Genomic DNA, 19,026 nt, shown 5'->3' with positions numbered 1-19,026 from the left:
GGTGAATCTGACTTTGCTACGATAGCTTTTTCACCGTAAAAGAAGAAATTTTCCAAGGCGCAACGTTGTAAGTTGGCGATCGCGCAGTAGATGTTGTTTGCTCTAATAAATCAACCGTTTCGGCGATCGCTAAATCTAAGCCACTCTTGAAATCCAACTGTGCCGATTCTCCGTGACATTCATAACAACGCAAAATCCATCGCTGTGAATTGTCTTCGGACTGCTTGAATGCCATCACAATCAAGTTGTCTGCTGATAAATCAAGAAAACAGCCTACTGGCGGTAAGTTTTGCGAAACGCGATCGCCTTGTGACACTAACATCACCTGTAGCGGGTAGTTTAGCTCGTATCCGCGTCGTACTGTTTGGGCTTGTTGCCAACTACCTTGATGCGGATAAATCGCGTACGTGAATTGATGATTTCCGCGATCTGCGTCTGGGTTAGGCCATTCTGCACCGCGTAATAAAGTCAGGCGTAATTGATGAGGTTGGCTATCGTAGCCGTATTTGCAATCATTGAGCAAACTCACGCCATAATCATCTGTACTCAAATCTGCCCAGTGTAACGCTGGTACTTCCCATTTAGCTTGTTCTGCTGGTGTTTTAGGTTGAGTAGGACGTTGAATCGCGCCGCAAGGAATTTCATACGTTGCATAGTCAGTTTCAAAGTTGAACGGAAAAGCTGCTTTTACCAAAACATGACGCGCTCGCCAGTGAACATGAGTCTCTATTTTTAATAGCGGTAAATCGGCTTGTAATACATAATCTTGACAAAATTCTGATTCTCCGAGTTGACGCACAACGCGAATGCGACTTTGAATGATTCCGCGTTCTAACCACTGAATTGATTTGAGTTGCGCTGGTGGTAAGGGATATTGTGCGTAGTTTGGGTCAATGTTCCATGCATCCCAATATTGACCACTATCGGTAAATCCTTGTAGTTGATTACCTCCGTCGGAATGCAAGATTTCGCGATCGCACGTCTTATCAACAAGACTCTTTAAATTTCCATTTTCACAATCCACAATGACCCGTAAAAATTCATTTTCTAGCGTCCACTCTTCAGATTTTTTTCTGTTGTCAGAGTAATACTCAACACCTGATATAATTTTTGTATTATTGCCATTTTCTTGCTCATTTTTTGTTGTATTATTTAATACATCGGTAACATTAGCTAGCGATCTAGGTGCTACCAACCAAAAAACACGATAGCCTGTAGCAGGAATATTTTTAGCACTAAATAATAGAGTTTTGGGGGCAAGAATTTGGCTAGGTAGCTGATTTCCATCTAAGTCGCAAACGCCCCAACCTTGTGCGTCGGGTAATGTCACGCTCACAACTTCAGAACGTTGCCAGTTGAGCGAATTAAAGACAACCAAGGGTTGAGCGTCAGGATAGGGGGGTGGCGGTAATTTAATTTGAGATGCGATCGCACAAAGTGATTGCTGGGTGATTTCGGTTGTAACTTGTTCAACTGCTTCCCAAGTTGGGTTAACCTCGGCGTAGACTTCCGGAATGGAAGAACCAGGGAGAATATCGTGAAATTGGTTAAATAAAACTTTCTTCCAAGCCGCTTCTAGTTGAGCTTGGGGGTAAGTCATGTTAGCAGTGATATTAGCTAGTGCGGCAAACAACTCTGCTTGATACAAAAATCTTTCACAACGGCGATTCCAGCGCTTTTGATCGGCATGAGTAGTGTAACAACCGCGATGAAATTCGAGATAGAGTTCATCTTGCCAAACAGGGAACGCGGGGTGAGTTGCATTTTCTGCGATTTGCTGGAGATACTTTTGGGCTGTCGCGAATTGCAGTTGCGGGAAGAAAGCGGAATTTTGCCACCTTTGAGCGACTTCTAACATATCGCGAGTCGGACCACCACCATGGTCGCCAACTCCAGGAAGCCAGAGTGAAGCTTTGAAACTTGTTTGCTGTTCCCAATTGCAGGCATAAGTTGCCATTTTGATTGGGTCAATACCTTCACCAATCGGGGCAGACATGAGACTTAGTATTGCACTTCCATCCAGCGATCGCCACCAAAAAGCACCATAGGGAAACTTGGTTGTATCGTTCCACAGTAACTTTTGCGTGACAAAATACTCGATTCCGGCTTGCTGGAGAAACTGCGGTAACGTAGCGCAAAAACCAAAACTATCGGGTAGCCAAGCTACGGTAGACATCGCGCCAAATTTAGCTAAAACATAGCGTTGACCGTACAATAGCTGACGGACAATCGATTCGCCACTAATTAAATTAAGTTCAGGTTCTACCCACAATCCGCCTACTATTTCCCAGCGCCCAGCATTTACTTGTTGTTGAATTGCAGCGAATAAATCAGGACGATGTTCTTCGATCCAGGCATAAAGCGCAGGCGTAGAATGACAAAATATCAGTTCGGGAAAATCTTGTTGGAGATTGAGAACTGAAGTAAACGTACGTTGTGCGGCTTCCCAGGTATCGCTAATTGCCCACAACCAAGCTAAATCTAGGTGTGCGTGACCGAGAAGTTGAATTTGGCGTTGCTTAATCTCGCGTGCTAAATATTGCACTGAGGAACGAATTGCGAGGAGCGATTCTGTAAATGCGTGCTTGTTGGGTAGAATTGACCAATCAATTTGTGCAAGCGCTGTCGCGAGGATTGATAATTTTTCAGGATCGAAGGTTTCTAAATATAGCTGTAAAACCGCGAATTCATCTGCAATAAAGCCTGGTTCCGGATAGGCGGTGTCGGTGGATTCATAAATGCAAAGCGATCGCACTAAAGCTCCAGCATCGTGTTTAGGACTTACCAAGCGTAAACTCACTGTGATTTCTTCGCCTGGCGTTGCTGCTGAACTTAGTAATACGCGCGTTGAACAATCAAATAAATCGCCTTCTTGGACAAGTTGACCGTTAACATAGATTTGTGCAGCTTCCGCCCACCAAGTAAGCGCTAAGCGCAAACTTAAATCTGCAATTGGATACCCTGATAAATCGTTGGGAATGACAAATTTTTGGGTTAACCACAGTACTTTTTGCCCCGCTGACCAAGCAATGTGTTCTCTTGCATTAAGTTTTACTTCAGTTTGCGATTCATCTAAAATTCGCCAACGTGGTTGAACATTGACTTGAGTACAAAGACGAAGTCTCTCAATAGTAGAGGAGATTAAGTTGCTATAAGTTTGAGGTACTGTGGAGGTCATGTTTTCGATAAAATCAGATTGTTACATGAGTAAGTAACAATTAACGTAACAAGAAGACTGGTCACTGATAATTGGTAATTGGAAAAAATACTTATTACCCATTACCCATTACCCATTACCCAACCCTAATCCCTAATTATGGCTTCGGCTTCTGGTCGCTATCAAAGCAAACTCTTCAATTTTATTCACCAGCAATCGCGGCGGTTTACAGAACAATGCGATCGCGCTTTTCGCCAAATTCAATTTGCTACCAGTTGGATAGCACCAGCCGTCTTGTATCCTTTCTACGTTTTATTTCAATCAACGCGGAAGCTTAAATTTGCTCAAAAGCCAGCGTCACCACAACTACAAGTACCTCAACAAGATTCTTCCCCGCCAGCAACTCCCAGCGCTGACACGCCGATTCAGCAAGTGTTGCAGCTATTTGAAACACCTACTGAAGAGCTTGAGGTACCCCAGCACGATGAGCAACCCCAATCAAATATCCTCGCTTGGTTTTTACCACAAAGTCTCATTCATCTAGTTAAACAGACTAAAGAGTTATTCCAACCCCGCCAAGCTACAAGCGCTTCACCTGTAGAGTGGATACCTATTGCTGCAAAATTGAAGAACAACCGACGAGTCATTCGCGCAATTGCGACTGAACTTGCCAACCGCAATTTAGTCTTAGTGACAACAGAAAATGAGGTTCTTGATGTTTTTACACCGCAACAGCAGGAACAACTACAAGCAAAGATTGAGGGAGAAGTCGCAACCTACTGGCGCTGTCAACGTTTAGCGCATGCTTCCCAGACGCTAGGACAAATGAGCGGTGAGACAGATTCAGGTAATTTACTGACTCCAGCAAAATCACCGCTAACATTGCTAGATCGCGTTCTTGCTGAAATCGAATCGCATTCTTTCGCAATCACTCAACATTGGCAAAACAAGTTAAATAGCACAACTATACTGGCGAATACAGTAAACCAAAACAATATTGAATCTGAAAATTCTAAAAATCAAACTCTCCAAATTCAAGCATTAATTTGGGCAGCAATTGATTTCTTTTTTGGAAGTAGCGGTAACACAATAGGAAAAGATACATCAGCAACAAAATCTTTGCAATTCTCTAGAAAGACGCAACCCAAAAGAATACCCTATCGCCCTGTATCTCAATTACCTGCTGTTTCCTTACCAACGATAGAAGATCCTTGGTTATCGCTGAGTGACCTATTTGGAGAAGTAGAAGCCCAAGCCCAAGCAACAGCATCGACACAAATACCAAATAAAGCGCTTCCTGAAAATAAAACAAGTGATTCCCTGCGCAAGAAATTAATTAATGGTTGGCAAAGATTCAAGCCAAAAATTAATGCAGTTACTGCATTAGTTAAAGTAAGACGAACCAAGGCGATCGCTTCTGTCACTTCTGAACCACCGCCACAACCGCATCCCGCCCAAATTAATCCTACTTCTGAGTGGATCGACGTTAATGCGATCGCTGTAGGTTATGTCAAGCATCCTTTAGAGCAAGTCCTCGAATGGCTAGACCATGCGATGCTGTGGCTAGAAAAATTATTATTCAAATTCTGGCAGTGGTTAAAGCGATTCGACATCAGAAAGAGGGATCAGAGACTAGGAAAATCTTCTTGATGTAAGCTCAGGAATGAAGTAATGAATGCGCGAAAAGGACGGGCTTACTTAACATATAGAGAGACATGGTGACGGCGTAACTGGGAATTAATATTAATTGGTGCTTCCCATTACCAATTACCAGCTTTGGAATTATATTTATTTTTCCCCACTTACTAAATTTAGCTATCTACTGTAATCACTGGAATCGGACTCATTTCTAAGACCGCTTGAGACACAGAACCAAGAACGACTTCTTCCCAAACGCGGTGTCCGCGTTTACCAATAACAACATCTGTGACTTGACGCGCTTGCGCAACTTGCACGATCGCCTCTGGAACTGCACCCGACTGCGTGAGAAACTCATAGCGAATATCTGCCAGGACTTGATTAGCTTTGCTTTTTAGTTCGTCTACAGCGCGTTTGTCTCCCAAGTTATCAACGTACAACACAATCACTTCACCGTTGCTACGTCGTGCTAAATCAGCCGCTTTGCGGAGGACTTGAATTGCCAGTGGGGAAGTATCTACTGCTGCTAGAAACACAGGACGACCTGTAACTGCAACTTTGGTAGGATCGACTTCTCCTTTTTCTAAGAGTTTGGGAGCAAATACTTGCGTCGCCCATGCACCAATGGGAGCCGTTGTCAAGATCGAGAGCGCGGCGATCGCCAAAATAATTTCGCCACCTTCAATTCCTGCGGCTAAAGGTAATGCACCAATTGCGGCTTGTACTGTCGCCTTTGCCATATTTCCTGGAAGCAAGAAGACTTTTTCTTTCCAAGTCCAGTTGCTACCTAACGTGGAGAGATACCAACCAATTCCACGACCAATAACTAAACCGACTGCTAAAAGTAACAACCCAGGTAGTAGGACATTTCCTAATACCTGAAGCTGAATAGTTGCTCCTAGTAATACAAATAAGACAATCTCTGCTATTGTCCACAATACGTCAAATCCACCACGAATCAACCGCGCTAGGGGTGCATCAAATTCAATTAAAAAGAACCCCATCGCCATGACAGCCAGATAACCAGAATAGTAGGGAAAGACTTCTGTGAAAATTACAAGTAATAGTGCTGCACCTGCTGCAATAATCATGTCCTGAACAATATTGCGCGTCCAGTTTTGCTTAACTAACACAAGTACCAATAAGCGCGCAAAGACAAAACCTGCAACTAATCCCAAAACAATTTCTAGAACTATCTGAAACGGTAAAAGTTGTACAGGAGATAATGTAATTCCGAAAAGTGTTACTAGTTCCCCTTCCTGCTGTCCTAAGAAGTTAAGTAATAAGCTAAACACCAATAAAAGTAAAACATCAGATAGCGCACTTCCAGTCAAAATTGCATCGGGAATACCTTTAGCAACTCCCCAACCCAAACTCTTGAGTCGCAACATTCCTGGTACAATTACCGCAGGCGATTCGGCTCCGACAACACAGCCTAACAGTAAGCCAGTCAAAAAATCAAAGTTAAACACAAGCATCGACAAGAAAGCAACAACGACTGCTTCGGTTGACGCAGGGAGAAACCCTAATCGTAATGCTACAGTTCCTTGTTGTGCTAGCTTTTCTCGGTCTAACCCTAGTCCTGCCTTCATCAAGATAATCGTGACTGCAACTAATCGCAACTCATCAGCTGCACCTAAAACCTCAGGACTAATAAAATCTGCGAATTGCGGACCAATTGCAATTCCGACTAGGATCATACCAATGAGGGGCGGCGCTCCTAATCGTTGGGCAAGTTGACCTGCAAAAAAGCCCATGAATAAAATCCACAGCGCACTAGCTAACACTTCTTTCTCCTTCAAAAATCACTATGATTATGATGATGTTGCCAAAAGGAGTAACAGAAGCGTTAACAGCAACGGTCCTACCTTCTGGCAAGCCAGAATAGTAGGAGCCATCAGCCTTATCTAATAGGCGGTTATGGTGAGCTCCATCACCCAGTTCAAAAGCAAGAATAACACAATTTTGTTCGCACTTTACCTAAAACGGCGATCGCACCTCAGAACCTGAGAAAGGATCGGTACCGCCAACCCAGTTGAAATCACTGATTCTCAAAGTCAGCGAACCTAACTCGAGTGCTGGATTATAGCGGAGGACAACGCCATAAGTACGGCGACTGTATTCGAGAGTATAGTCGGTACTAAGTTCTTGACCTGTATCGACATTAATCGAAGTCTGCACGCCCAAGCGAAACGGTCCATAAATTTGCTGCGAGATTCCGGCGGAGAGAATTCGCGTATCCGCAGCGCGATCGAATAAAAACGGTGACGCTCCGCTTAAAATACGTTGAGAGTAGGCAAGGTTAAACCCAGTATAGTCTAAAAATGGTCGCGAAAAATTACCGAACTGCCCTTGGATGCCAATAGTTCCGGTTAATAAAGTTTGTTGGTCGCCACTTGTATAAAAACTCGCATCGCCGCGCACTCCAGCGTACAGTTGTACGTAGGGAACGATGGGTGTGGGGGTATAACGCAATCCTTGCGTTGCAGTTGCGGGTAAAGCATTTCCTTGCCAAAGTAAGAATCCGCGACTGAGTGCTGCACTACCTTGCAAGCGCCCCAGAGAGATCCGATTATTATCGCGGATTGGTTCGAGTAAATCAATGCGATCGCTATCGGCGGTAATGTATTGCGCTCCTGCTTGATAGCTGAGATTGAATCCGGTGTCTCCTAGGGGAATGACTGGCGAAGTTACAATTCCACCGATACTACTACGTACTGTTTGATAACCTAAGGAACCGTTGTACAAGCGATCGCGATAACTATACTCTACTGTTAAGCCATGCGGTCTTTCGAGAAGATTGACGGGGGTTCGCAGCCGCAAACTCGCGCGTAAGTTGTCTGCAATATCTGTCAACCCTGGAAGTACTGCTAAGCCTGTTAGTGTTGTCTGCGGTCCTAAAGTTGCTTCTAAGCCACCCCTGATGCCAAATAAATCGGGGCTAAAAATGTTACCGCCACTTTCGGTTATTGCTTGTTGCACAAAAACTTGTGGCGTGACACTAACGCGCACTGCTTCACTGTCAATCACATCGAAACTGCGTTCAACGTACAATCCCCCGCGATCCTCGCTATCGTAACCCAAGTTGACTAATCCTGGAGTTACTTGCCGTTGGCGGCGGTCAATCACTTGTTCGTTGCGCGGAATTGGGATGGATAAACCTTGGTCAAAAACTAAGCGCTGTCCTGTTGTTCTGATGCGATCGCGCGTGGGTGTCTCGCGTGTCAAGGTTAATGTATCCGCGCGTAGTTCCAACTCTGGCGGCGAAAACGGATCGTTGGTGATGCGGACATTCGTTGCTTGCCAACCTTGAGGATCGAAGTCAATTGTGTCGGCTTCGACGCGCAGGCGGCGGATTTGTCCTCCTTGTGGTACAGACCCTGTACCAATGGTAATACCACCAGGACTTGTGACTTGTTGTAGCGGTTGATTAGCAGTGATGCGATCGCTGAGTGGTTGTGGTGCGATTCCTCCAGCGGTGACATCTGTAGGTATCGGTGTAAAATCTGTCCCTGCGGTAGGAATGAAAACTTCCCCACTTGCATTCAGCACATTTCCTGTATCTTGAACAAGGTTGTAGGTGAAGCGATCGCCGCGTATCACTTGTTGTCCGCGTGTTAGTGCCACATTTCCTTCGCCAACACCGATCAGATTTTCCAAGTTTACCTGAAGGCGATCTGCATCTAACACTGTGCCATCGTACCGCAGCAAAACATCACCCTCTGCTGTGACAATTTGCCGTTGTGCGTCGTACTCTTGATAATTTGAATTTAACTCGATGATGCGATCGCGTCCTGCTGGTGCAGGTTGACTTGGCGGCGTCTGTACTGGTGCTGCTGGCTCCGGCGCACTAAAATCTAGTGTTCTTATACTACTATCACTATTTTCTTGTGCTTGAGCAATCGTTTCGCTGGCAATTTTTTTTAACTTCGCAATCGTGCGATCGCGAAGTTCAACGTCACTAACTTGCAACGGTGGAATAGGGCTAGAGGAAGTTTGTGGCGCGGTATTATTTTGCTCAACTTGATAGCCAATCGAAACAGCTTCGCCCAAAAGTGTAGCGTCTTTAGCTGCGGCTAATTGCGATCGCGCCGATGATGTTGATGAAATTGCCGTAGACGACAAATGCACAACATGATGCGATTCAGGGGGCGGTGCTGCGTGAGTCATATTTCAGTCAAAATAGGCAAACAGACAGCCCAGTGCATAACCTCAAGCGCACTTTTAACCCTTCAGCATTAAACAAATTTCACTGAACTTGTGCCTTTTGGTCTACGGCATCTTGCCTGTGGTTATTCGAGATCCCGACGACCAGGGTTACGTGCTGGGTCATTGGACAAAAAGCCAAAGACGAATAAGCCAACGAAGAAGGTAACAACTATATATACAACAACTTTAAGCGTCAACATAAAAGTATCTCCAACTCTGAGAAGCTAAAGGAAACTGCGATGCGCAGATAGTCCTTTTCATCATACCCAAATGTTGTCGCTTTTTTGGTTGATATTGTTTGACTGCCTGCAAACTTTGACGTGAGTTTGATGTTAAGGTTTCACTAGAATGGCAATCGCCGCAGTCATACTTAAATTAAAGTATTCATCGTTGCCACCTTGCGGCAGAAGTAGTTAAACAATTTTTCGATAACCGATTCGATAACCGAACACAAATCTGCCATCTTATGCAACCAATCTACACATTCAACGTCTCTCCAGCTTTGCCGCCTCATTTAGAAAAATTGCGGCAGCTTGCCTACAATCTTTACTGGGACTGGAACACCGAAGCTAAAGACTTGTTCCGCCGCTTAGATCTCGATCTGTGGGAATCGAGTCACCACAATCCTGTATTGATGCTAGGAACAATTAGTCAAACACGGCTGCAAGAAGTTGTGGAAGACGAAGGCTTTCTCGCACAAATGGATCGAGCCGCGCGCCAGTTAGAAGAATATTTGCAAGAAGCCACGTGGTATGAACGAAATCGCCCGCAGAAATCCGAGTGTTACGCGTATTTTTCTGCAGAATTTGGCTTAGTTGATTGCTTACCTATCTATTCTGGAGGTTTAGGCGTTTTAGCAGGCGACCACCTCAAATCAGCTAGCGATTTAGGATTGCCACTCGTAGGAGTTGGCTTACTGTACCAGCAAGGCTACTTTGCGCAGTATCTTAACCCTGACGGTTGGCAACAAGAACGTTATCCGATCAATGATTTTTATAATATGCCGCTGCATTTAGAGCGTAATCCTGATGGGTCAGAGTTGCGCATTGCGGTTCCTTATCCTGGGCGTACTGTTTATGCGCGGGTATGGCGCGTGCAAGTAGGCAGAGTACCGCTATACTTACTCGATACTAATATTGAACCAAATAACCCGTACGACCACGACATCACCGATCAGTTATATGGCGGTGACATTGATATGCGCATCCACCAAGAAATTATGTTGGGCATTGGTGGGGTGTTGATGCTCAAGGCATTGGGATACAAAGTGACAGCGTATCATATGAACGAAGGTCACTCGGCTTTTCTGACGTTAGAGCGTATTCGGAGCTTAATGCAAGAAGGGCTAGATTATGCTACCGCAAGACAAGTCGTCATTTCGAGTAATATTTTCACAACTCATACTCCTGTGCCGGCGGGAATTGACTTATTTCCACCCGATAAAGTTTTGTATTACTTAGGGCATTATGCCGATGAGTTTGGATTATCCAAGGATCAATTTTTGGGGTTAGGACGAGAAAATACAGGCGATCTCACTGCACCCTTTAGTATGGCAGTTTTTGCGCTGAAAATGGCAACATTTGCTAACGGTGTGGCAAAACTGCATGGTGTCGTGTCGCGCGAGATGTTTCAAGGTTTGTGGCGCAATTTACCGGAAGATGAAGTGCCGATTACTTCAATTACGAATGGCGTTCACGCGCGCAGTTGTGTTGCTAAATCAACGCAAGAATTATACGATCGCTACCTTGGTCCTACTTGGTCATCAGCACCAGCGGAGCATCCACTCTGGGAACGCGTCGATGCTATCCCCGACGAAGAATTATGGCGCAATCACGAACGCTGTAAGGTAGAAATGATTGTCGCGGTGCGCGAACACTTAGTTAAGCATTTACGCGATCGCGGGGCTTCTTTTCAAGAAATCGCGCAAGCCCAAGAAGTTCTCGATCCCGCAACGCTGACAATTGGTTTTGCGCGTCGCTTTGCAACTTATAAGCGCGCAACACTGTGGATGCACGATGTCGAGCGGATCAAGCGCATTCTCATGGCAAATAAAGATCGCAAAGTACAACTTGTCATTGCGGGTAAAGCGCATCCGAAAGATATTCCTGGTAAAGAACTGATTCGCGATATTAATCACTTTATTCAGGAACATGGTGCCGAAAAGCAAGTTGTCTTTGTGCCTAACTACGATATTCACATCGCCCGTTTACTCGTTGCAGGTTGCGATGTGTGGTTAAATACGCCGCGCCGCCCTAGAGAAGCTTCAGGTACGAGTGGAATGAAAGCAGCGATGAATGGATTGCTGAACCTCAGCGTGCTGGATGGTTGGTGGGATGAAGCTGACTATGTTCGCACTGGTTGGGCAATTGGACACGGTGAAACTTACGACGATCCCCACTATCAGGATGAAGTCGAAGCGAATGCTTTTTATGAGTTACTCGAAAAAGAAGTGGTTCCCTTATTCTATAACCGCGATGCTGACGGGCTACCGCGTCAATGGATTGCCAAAATGAAAGCAGCAATTCGTTACAATTGTCCCTTTTTTAATACTGCGCGGATGGTGCGCGATTATGCAACAAAAGCCTATTTCCCCGCGAGCGATCGCTACCATACTTTAACTGCGAATCACTATAGTCCGGCACGCGAATTAGCGCAGTGGAAAATTAATCTTCTCGATCGCTGGTTTAATATCAAAATTGTCAATATTGATATTGCTGCCGATTCTGACGTGCAAGTCAATCAAGACATCTCAGTAAAAGCCCAAATTGACTTGGCGAGTCTCTCGCCGGAAGATGTGCAGGTAGAACTCTATCAAGGTGCTGTTGACGCGAGTGGCGAAATTGTCAATGGAATCGCGCGCGAAATGAATTACCAAGGTCGCGATCAACAAGGCTATAGCATTTATACTGGCACGATTACTTATACAACTTCCGGTTTACATGGGCTATCTTTGCGCGTTTTACCGAAGCACGCGCTGCTTTCAAGTCCTTATGAGCCTAGGGTAATTATGTGGGCAAACCAGTAGTTGGTTTTTTGGGGACTATGATATAACCTGTTGTGCGATCGCCGAGAACTAAGTTTCGTTCGGTTCCCCAGTACCACCAATAAGCGGCTACGTAAGCGCAGATGAGGCTGTCGAGTTTGTCTTCGAGTGCTTTGAGGGCTGTGATGCTGGGGATTTCTTGGGGAAGCGAACCACAAAAACACATAGAGCGCAAAGAAGGTTGTAGCGTAGGTAGGAAATTATGAATGTAGTTGAGGAGTTTTGCGAGTTCTAGACAGCGATCGCTGAGGCGTCCTTTTTTGTATTTGAGGATGCGGTTAAGGTTGAATAAGTGAACGATCGCGGGATGTGGGAAAACTTCGATTTGGTATCTTCCGAGTTTTTGTGGCTCGATTTGCGGGGCGTGGGTGAAGCCTCTGGCTTCGAGTTCTAAGCCAAAGTTAATGGTGCGTTGGGCAAAGGCTAAACTTTGGTTTGCTGGGTAGCAGCCTGCGTGGTATTTGCCAAAGTATTTGTGCGTGAGTTTATCGGGTAAACGCGTTCCTGTCTTATTGGGAATGATTGTAGGAGCGTCTACGGCTACGATCGCGGGGGCTTCGCGCGCTACTTTAGTATCAATCCAGATAAAGATGTCAGCGATCGCTTCTTTTCGGTCTAAATCGACGAGTTGTAACGCGTTATCTTGCCACTCTAAGCAGCATAAACCACTTGGCTGCGATCGCCATCCAAAATCAATACCTATAAATTTCATCGTAGAGTGAGGTTATCCGCTTAGTAATATTATTGAAGGGCTAGTTATTTGGTAAAGTGCTTACCTTGGTTGTGATTGGCCGGTATATGATGGCAACTAATTATTATCTAAGTCTGTTGACTTCAACTGATTCATCAAAGGATCAGGAAATTTACTAAATTGTGGCTAAATAGCTTTCCTGCTAATAGCGGTGGTTTGATAAACTCAATTTTTTCTATTTTTTTGAGAAATCTATCGAAAGACATAGTAAAATAAACCTAGTTTGAAGGGGAGTAGCTACTGACACGTATTTTGTCAGTACACTTGAATCAACACACTGGCGGATACGCCTGGTTCGAGTGACAACTTAGCAACTATGGCAATTAAAGGGATGCTTAGGACATGATAAAAGCTCAGTTTCAGTATGATTAAGCTAGCTTTTACCTTTGACCTCTGATCCTTGCCATAGCATCGAGTGCGCTAATTTGGAAGTGAGACCTTCACTGAGTTCACAGCAGTTCTGTGTGAGCTTGGTGGGGTCACTTGGCTGTCATCAAGCTCTCTAGCTGCAGTTAGTCTAGTTTGAGGAGCTTGATCAGGTGCTATCTGCATTCATTGCGGGCTTTTTACTCATTGCAGTTTCTGAGCTAGGAGATAAAACGTTCTTTATCGCCGCAATTTTGGCAATGCGCCACTCACGGAGGCTGATTTTTGTTGCGGTGTTGGCGGCTTTAGCAGCAATGACGGTGCTATCTGTCGTTGTGGGACAAGTTGCATCGCTGCTGCCACCAAATTACATTTATTACGCTGAAATCGTTTTGTTTATTGGCTTTGGTTTTAAACTGCTGTACGATGCGAGTCAAATGCCAGCGAATACTTGTGATGCTGAAATTGTCCAAGAAGCAACAGACATTGTGGAAAAAGCAGAAGGTCATCTCTCCCAGCCAACGAATTGGGCCATTTGTGCCGAAGCCTTTGTTTTGACGTTTCTTGCCGAGTGGGGCGATCGCACGCAAATTGCAACGATCGCTTTAGCCGCGGGCAATAATCCTTTTGGGGTAACGACGGGTGCCATATTAGGTCACGCGCTTTGTGCTGCGATCGCAGTTATCGGTGGTAGAATGCTCGCTGGTCGCATTTCCGAACAGGCACTGACAATCTTTGGTGGCTGCTTGTTTTTGCTCTTCGGGTTAGTTGCGTGGTGGGAAGGTTCTTAGTTAGCAGGGCTAGGAGTTGGCGTTGTACTGGGTGCGACTTGTGGCGCGATCGCGAGTTGATTGATGCGTTCTTTGTATTGTGCAGGAGCTAAAGACGCAGCGCTATCGAATAAAGGTTTAGCTTCCTCACTTTTGCCTTGTTGCTGCAGAGCCATTGCTTTTGCTAATACTGGACGAAAGTCTTGTTTGTTATTGCTAATTAATTCGTCGTAGATCGCGATCGCCTCGTCGTAATTTTGCTGTGTGGCATAAACTTGCGCCAATAGTAGCCGAACGGCATTAACGTCGATACTGGACTGATTTCGATCGGCTTGTTGCGCGTTGGCAAGGGTATTTTGGAGTAATGTCACCGCCTCCGCTGGTCGTTTTTCGCGTAATTGAATATTTGCGAGTCCTTCGAGCGCTTGAAGATTACCTGGACTTTCTGCAAGAATCGAGCGATAAGCTGCCGCTTCACCTTCGCGATCGCCTAATCTTTGCTTAACTTCTGCTAAAAGTAGCCCGTATTCGGTTTCTGTCGGATTCAATGCTGCCAATTTCTCTAGAGGAGCAACGGCACCTTGAAGGTCCAACAACTCAAGTCGCGCTTTGACGAGTCCCCGTAGCGCTGTTTGATTTTCTGGTTCTCGCTGAAGAACAACTTCATAGCCGCGTGCTGCTGCTGTAAGTTGTTGCGCCTGATTTGTGACAGGTGCTTCGCCTGCTGGTTGACTAGCACGAAATGCGGTACTGAACAACGGAAGCATGGAAAACCCAATAAAGGCAATGATTGCCAGCACCAGAACTATACTAATAAACCAGCGTCTACGTGGTTGAGACACAAAACTGCCTTGAACTCTAGATTTAAAATAATATTATCTTTAACGCAATAGTGCATTACTGAAAAATGCTTTAACTTTGCCAAAGTATTTAGACCTACAAGTTAAAATATCTCCAATGTGACTCAAGTGGGTACTTAAAACAGATTTCAACCAATTTTTTTTGTGGGAACGCGCTGTGAAATAGAATTTGAACTTGACGAACGCTTAGAACAATGCACAGAACCTTTAGATAATGTTGGGAATGTGATGGTAGTTCTGTGTTTGATGACTAGACGGTATGTACCTGTGCTATGCTGCGCACACTGGACTTTGCAAAATGCGTTTAAGCTACTGTTCTTGCCTAGAAGCTACAAGTGCGTACTTCCTGGCAGTTTACAGCTAATGTGCAAGTGCCCAAGAAAATCTCAATTTGGATGTGTCTCCGCCGCAAGGAGTTTTTATGAATTCCTCTGTTAATCCGTTTTCCGAATCGTCTAATGCTGCTTTTGAGCGCGTCACGATCAGCTCTCAAACAAATACCGAAGCTGAATCGTTACCAAATGCACCAGAAACTACCTTAGAATCTGTCAATCGACAGCAACCGATTCCACCTCCGAGCGAACCAATGCAGTATCGCGCGATCGGGTTAGTTCGTGGCAAGTACATCCCTAGCAGCGAACAATTCACCAAAGGTCTTCTGTTGACCAGCGATCGCATAGAAATTAATACTGTCCTTCTTGGCAGGATTATGAGTTTAGTGCGGAACCACCTCGATTTATCGCAAGAGCATTTGTGGGTAGTGTATCCGCGTACGCAACAGAAAGAAGGAAGCTTACACCTACAAGTTGTCGGTGTTTGGGAACCAGATAAGTTAGCAAAACAGCAAAATACAATAGACCAAGGAGCAAAAAGCGGAAATCAAGGTGAAGAATTTCCTGCTACGCCTGAGGAAACGACATCGACTACGCCGCTACTGGAAGACGGTTATTTTTCGGTGCGAGGAGAGATCGTTTATCAGTCTGCGCCCGACGAACACTTCATTGTCAAAATCAAGCAGGCTCCGCGCAAGGACTCAGAAAAGCCTAAGTATTTTAAGTTAAAACTTCATGGCAATCTAGGAACTAAAGCGGTTGGTCAGTTTTGGGACTTACATGCCAAAAGACAGGACAAAGCTCTTGTACTAAAAGAAGGAAATGCGATCGCCATTCTGCCATCGAAGCCTAAATTAAAGCGCGGCGCTCCTCCACGTAAAGGAGGTTATCCCCTACCTAAGCGTAATGCAGAAACACCGCGCCCTGTGCGTAAAACTCTAGACTCCAAGCCGACAGCACGACCGATTCCCAAATCATCTGTTCCTAAACCAATCAAACGCCCGAAGCCACCGAACTGAAGCAGAAGAAGCAAAAGAGGAGTTATGAGCTTGAGACAATTCTTGTCCTTCAAAACTCTCAATTCTTTGCAAACAAAACTAATTACTAGCTCCTCTTTCACTCCAACGCAACTTGGGCGCCCCAAATATCTTGAGGAAGAAAAGACCGTTCTTTGGGAATAGGGGCAACAGGTTCAGTAAGTGTAAATTTTCCTGCTTCAATCCATTGTTTGAGGGTAATGGCGACTTGACGCGACAAAAACAAACTTGCCAGGGGAGCTACGCGCACAGGCTTGCCTTCAATTGTGATTCGTCCAGACTTAAGCTGTGCGTAGCTAACTAAACCAAACGTAGGACGCACGCGACGCGGAATTGAAAAATCGACAATAGGCGCAACTAAGTCGTTGTCTTGAACTGCACAGTGGGCAACGACTTCTTCATTTAAAACCGGTATTGGTACTCCGACACCAAGCATGAGTGAAGGACCATAGCTTTTAAAATAGCAACCACGTACCCAACGAGCATCCATTTGCTTAGCATCGCCAATTAACGCTAAAGTTGCCGCAGGACCAATTGGGGTATGGTTGGGAAGCCGCTTTTGTAAAGGAAAGTGCTGCGTCCCTTCCCACGCGACATAGCCAATTCCACCACCTAAAAAGATTCGCGTACCAATACCAATTGTTTGTAAATCAGGATCGTTTAATAGTGGCGAAAGCGCACCAGGGTTAGAGTAAACTGCATTACTTAAACGCGGTTGTAGTGGACCTAGATACGTATATAAAGGGCGATCGCCGCCGTTGACTCCTACGATAAAATTTTGATATAGATTTCGAGGATTAAATAAATAAAACTGGTTAATTGTATCGCGGGTAATGGTCGTTTCAAAGCTCGCACGCGGATAGCAATCGGTGACTTGTCCTACAGCACGTAACTGAACTGGTAATCCTGCAATTAAGTCAGAGATTACGTGACCGCCGCCTTTTTCTCGTGCTTCCTCACCATCAAAGGCTTCAACTGCTTGCGTTGCACCCAAATACAAGTCCACTGCACCAAAACCTGAATAAGCCGGAACACCATCGAGCCAACAACGACGAATTTTGATTGGAGGGTCGGTATGCCCTAAATTAATAATGGCTCCCGATGATTCCATCGGCTCAAATGTGCCTGTTGTAATTACATCAACTTCTTGGGCTGTTTGCGCGATTCCGACGACTGCGACCCTTGCTTTTAATTCTTCAACAGTCAATACTTTGACACTCTGGTTGGCAATTTTTTCATTAATTTCAGCGATGGTACGCATAAAAAGCAAAAGCTCGCGTTCAGCGAGAGAACAAAATAACAGGAACTTAAAAAACAGACAGGAAGCAAAAGCACCTGATTAATCGCTTATTCTGAGTGATGTAACTGCTGATAGTATCGTCGGTAAAGCGCGATCGCCATAACAATACTCGGCAGCAAAACAATCACTAAGGCATTAGTTGCCGTTGGTAAAATTGGTAAATAAGCACCGCCATACTTGATTAAAACTGATATAACAGCAGATAACAACAGGATTTTGAAAATAAACCCAGTCTGATTCATGAATCAAAGTTATAATTTTGAAACTTTAATAACAATTTAATCTGTATTTGTGTAGATTAACGCTTGCCTTACTAAAATGCCAACACGCGACTTAATTTTCTTTGAATTCGTACCAGTCTTCTACTAATTTGAAAATAGAAATTAGTTATGATTCAGGTTTTCGAAGATAATTGATCCTCCAAAGCGCTATCGCTGCTCAAAAAAATCGCTGCGCGTGAAGGAACATTTGTTACAAACAATACTGAAAATTCAAAGTTAATGCTAATAGGTGCGCGATTAGTAGGCAAAACCGTACTTTCTGATTAGCGTTTTCTTCCCAAGGAATCTGAGTTTAGGTCGATACAATCAAAGTGCGACTTAAGTAATGCTGTAACTAAATACAAGTTGCGATACGGTTACAGCATTATCAGGAGAGCAAATAGAGTATGAAAAATCAACTAAGAACCGTCGCTTTGTTAGGCTTGTTAAGTGGTTTACTTATTGCCATTAGCTATTGGGTAATCGGCGGCTTTGGAGGCGTCGCGATTGGAATTGCACTGGCGGCGGTGACAAACTTAATGTCATGGTATCAATCAGACAAAATTGCGCTAGCAGCATATCGCGCGCAACCGGTGAGCTTCAATCAAGCGCCAGAGTTGTATCAAATGGTGCAACGATTGTGCGATCGCGCGAACTTACCAATGCCAGGAATTTATATTGTTCCTAGCCCTGCTGCGAACGCGTTTGCAACCGGGCGAGATCCAGAACACGCTGCTGTTGCGGTTACAGAAGGTATTCTACAGATATTACCTAAAGATGAACTTGAGGGTGTTATCGCACACGAGCTTACTCACATTGCCAATCGCGACACGTTAACTCAAGCTGTCGCGGCTACTATTGGTGGTGCAATTTCTATGTTGGCGCAAATTGTGAGCTATAGCTTGTGGTTTCCCTCTTCCCGTGATGGAAATCGCAGTGCAAATCCTCTAGGCTTACTCCTGACGATTTTTTTAGCCCCAATGGCAGCAACTGTTATTCAGCTTGCTATCTCGCGTACGCGGGAGTTTGAAGCAGATGCAGGGGCTGCTAGAATCACGCGTAATCCTAGAGCATTGGCGCGTGCTTTACAACGCTTGGAGAGTACTGCACGTCAGTTACCTCTGAATGCTAATCCAGCGTTTGAGCCATTATTGATTGTCAATTCAATATCTGGACAATTCTTAGGTAATTTATTTTCTAGCCATCCACCTACCGAAGCACGAATTCAACAGCTATTGAAGTTAGAACAGGAACTTCCGCAATCGCCTTCTGAATTTTCCTTTGGACAATAATTGTCAGAATT

13 protein-coding genes and 1 riboswitch are annotated in these 19,026 nt (G+C 44.8%); of the genes, 5 read left to right on the top strand and 8 right to left on the bottom strand.

The genetic code is table 11. From position 1 onward, the window contains the following. Positions 1-16 precede the first annotated feature (16 nt). Complete coding sequence (locus B1A85_RS09425) at positions 17-3,178, bottom strand: alpha-mannosidase (RefSeq protein WP_104546646.1); 3,162 nt, start codon at positions 3,176-3,178, stop codon at positions 17-19. A 138-nt stretch (positions 3,179-3,316) separates the two neighbouring features. Between B1A85_RS09425 and B1A85_RS09420 the strand changes: the two genes are divergently transcribed. Next, the gene (locus B1A85_RS09420) at positions 3,317-4,807 is read left to right on the top strand and encodes a hypothetical protein (RefSeq protein ID WP_104546645.1); all 1,491 of its coding nucleotides are present in this window, start codon (positions 3,317-3,319) and stop codon (positions 4,805-4,807) included. A 161-nt stretch (positions 4,808-4,968) separates the two neighbouring features. Here B1A85_RS09420 and B1A85_RS09415 read toward each other — a convergent pair whose 3' ends face one another. The 3 genes from B1A85_RS09415 to B1A85_RS09405 form a co-directional block, all read right to left on the bottom strand. Further along, on the bottom strand, positions 4,969-6,582 hold the full coding sequence (locus tag B1A85_RS09415) for a sodium:proton antiporter (protein WP_104546644.1): 1,614 nt from the start codon (positions 6,580-6,582) through the stop codon (positions 4,969-4,971). 94 nt (positions 6,583-6,676) lie between these two features. Then, positions 6,677-6,742, bottom strand: a riboswitch (Fluoride riboswitch). A 33-nt stretch (positions 6,743-6,775) separates the two neighbouring features. Further along, positions 6,776-8,965, bottom strand: a complete 2,190-nt coding sequence (locus B1A85_RS09410) for a DUF3769 domain-containing protein (RefSeq protein WP_104546643.1) — start codon at positions 8,963-8,965, stop codon at positions 6,776-6,778. A 122-nt stretch (positions 8,966-9,087) separates the two neighbouring features. Next, positions 9,088-9,204, bottom strand: coding sequence for a photosystem II reaction center protein I (locus tag B1A85_RS09405; protein WP_104546642.1), 117 nt, complete (start codon positions 9,202-9,204; stop codon positions 9,088-9,090). A gap of 266 nt (positions 9,205-9,470) precedes the next feature. On the opposite strand from B1A85_RS09405, the gene glgP reads away from it, so the two are divergent. Then, on the top strand, positions 9,471-12,029 hold the full coding sequence (glgP, locus tag B1A85_RS09400; protein WP_104546641.1) for an alpha-glucan family phosphorylase: 2,559 nt from the start codon (positions 9,471-9,473) through the stop codon (positions 12,027-12,029). On the opposite strand, the gene B1A85_RS09395 is transcribed toward glgP, so the two are convergent. Further along, positions 12,010-12,759, bottom strand: coding sequence for a DUF429 domain-containing protein (locus tag B1A85_RS09395; RefSeq protein ID WP_104546640.1), 750 nt, complete (start codon positions 12,757-12,759; stop codon positions 12,010-12,012). The genes glgP and B1A85_RS09395 overlap by 20 nt on opposite strands. Before the next feature lie 578 nt (positions 12,760-13,337). On the opposite strand from B1A85_RS09395, the gene B1A85_RS09390 reads away from it, so the two are divergent. Further along, a complete protein-coding gene (locus tag B1A85_RS09390) occupies positions 13,338-13,955 on the top strand; it encodes a TMEM165/GDT1 family protein (RefSeq protein WP_104546639.1) in 618 nt (205 codons plus the stop codon). Here the strand turns inward: B1A85_RS09390 and B1A85_RS09385 are convergent. Then, positions 13,952-14,776 carry a tetratricopeptide repeat protein gene (locus tag B1A85_RS09385; RefSeq protein WP_104546638.1) on the bottom strand — a complete coding sequence of 275 codons (825 nt, stop codon included), beginning with the start codon at positions 14,774-14,776 and terminating at the stop codon, positions 13,952-13,954. The two genes, B1A85_RS09390 and B1A85_RS09385, sit on opposite strands and share 4 nt — an antisense overlap. A 439-nt stretch (positions 14,777-15,215) precedes the next feature. On the opposite strand from B1A85_RS09385, the gene B1A85_RS09380 reads away from it, so the two are divergent. After that, positions 15,216-16,145: a hypothetical protein gene (locus B1A85_RS09380; protein WP_104546637.1), complete on the top strand. Its 930-nt coding sequence runs from the start codon at positions 15,216-15,218 to the stop codon at positions 16,143-16,145. Between the two features lie 97 nt (positions 16,146-16,242). Here the strand turns inward: B1A85_RS09380 and B1A85_RS09375 are convergent, their stop codons facing one another. Together B1A85_RS09375 and B1A85_RS09370 are read right to left on the bottom strand one after the other, a co-directional pair. Beyond that, positions 16,243-17,424, bottom strand: a complete 1,182-nt coding sequence (locus B1A85_RS09375; protein ID WP_104546636.1) for a homocysteine biosynthesis protein — start codon at positions 17,422-17,424, stop codon at positions 16,243-16,245. 86 nt (positions 17,425-17,510) lie between these two features. Beyond that, positions 17,511-17,705, bottom strand: coding sequence for a hypothetical protein (locus B1A85_RS09370; RefSeq protein WP_104546635.1), 195 nt, complete (start codon positions 17,703-17,705; stop codon positions 17,511-17,513). 425 nt (positions 17,706-18,130) lie between these two features. Here B1A85_RS09370 and B1A85_RS09365 point away from each other — a divergent pair, with 425 nt between their 5' ends. Next, positions 18,131-19,015: a zinc metalloprotease HtpX gene (locus tag B1A85_RS09365; protein ID WP_104546634.1), complete on the top strand. Its 885-nt coding sequence runs from the start codon at positions 18,131-18,133 to the stop codon at positions 19,013-19,015. Positions 19,016-19,026: the final 11 nt, after the last annotated feature.

The organism is Chroococcidiopsis sp. TS-821 (assembly GCF_002939305.1).
Taxonomy (GTDB): domain Bacteria; phylum Cyanobacteriota; class Cyanobacteriia; order Cyanobacteriales; family Chroococcidiopsidaceae; genus Chroogloeocystis.
Note: the sequence above shows the minus strand (reverse complement) of the source record. Positions and strands in the feature narration are given on the sequence as shown.

Coding starts and splice junctions, on each gene's coding strand:
- B1A85_RS09380 (WP_104546637.1), top strand. CDS start 15,216: ATGAATTCCTCTGTTAATCCGTTTTCCGAATCGTCTAATGCTGCTTTT.
- B1A85_RS09425 (WP_104546646.1), bottom strand. CDS start 3,178: ATGACCTCCACAGTACCTCAAACTTATAGCAACTTAATCTCCTCTACT.
- B1A85_RS09375 (WP_104546636.1), bottom strand. CDS start 17,424: ATGCGTACCATCGCTGAAATTAATGAAAAAATTGCCAACCAGAGTGTC.
- B1A85_RS09365 (WP_104546634.1), top strand. CDS start 18,131: ATGAAAAATCAACTAAGAACCGTCGCTTTGTTAGGCTTGTTAAGTGGT.
- B1A85_RS09370 (WP_104546635.1), bottom strand. CDS start 17,705: ATGAATCAGACTGGGTTTATTTTCAAAATCCTGTTGTTATCTGCTGTT.
- B1A85_RS09405 (WP_104546642.1), bottom strand. CDS start 9,204: ATGTTGACGCTTAAAGTTGTTGTATATATAGTTGTTACCTTCTTCGTT.
- B1A85_RS09420 (WP_104546645.1), top strand. CDS start 3,317: ATGGCTTCGGCTTCTGGTCGCTATCAAAGCAAACTCTTCAATTTTATT.
- glgP (WP_104546641.1), top strand. CDS start 9,471: ATGCAACCAATCTACACATTCAACGTCTCTCCAGCTTTGCCGCCTCAT.
- B1A85_RS09395 (WP_104546640.1), bottom strand. CDS start 12,759: ATGAAATTTATAGGTATTGATTTTGGATGGCGATCGCAGCCAAGTGGT.
- B1A85_RS09410 (WP_104546643.1), bottom strand. CDS start 8,965: ATGACTCACGCAGCACCGCCCCCTGAATCGCATCATGTTGTGCATTTG.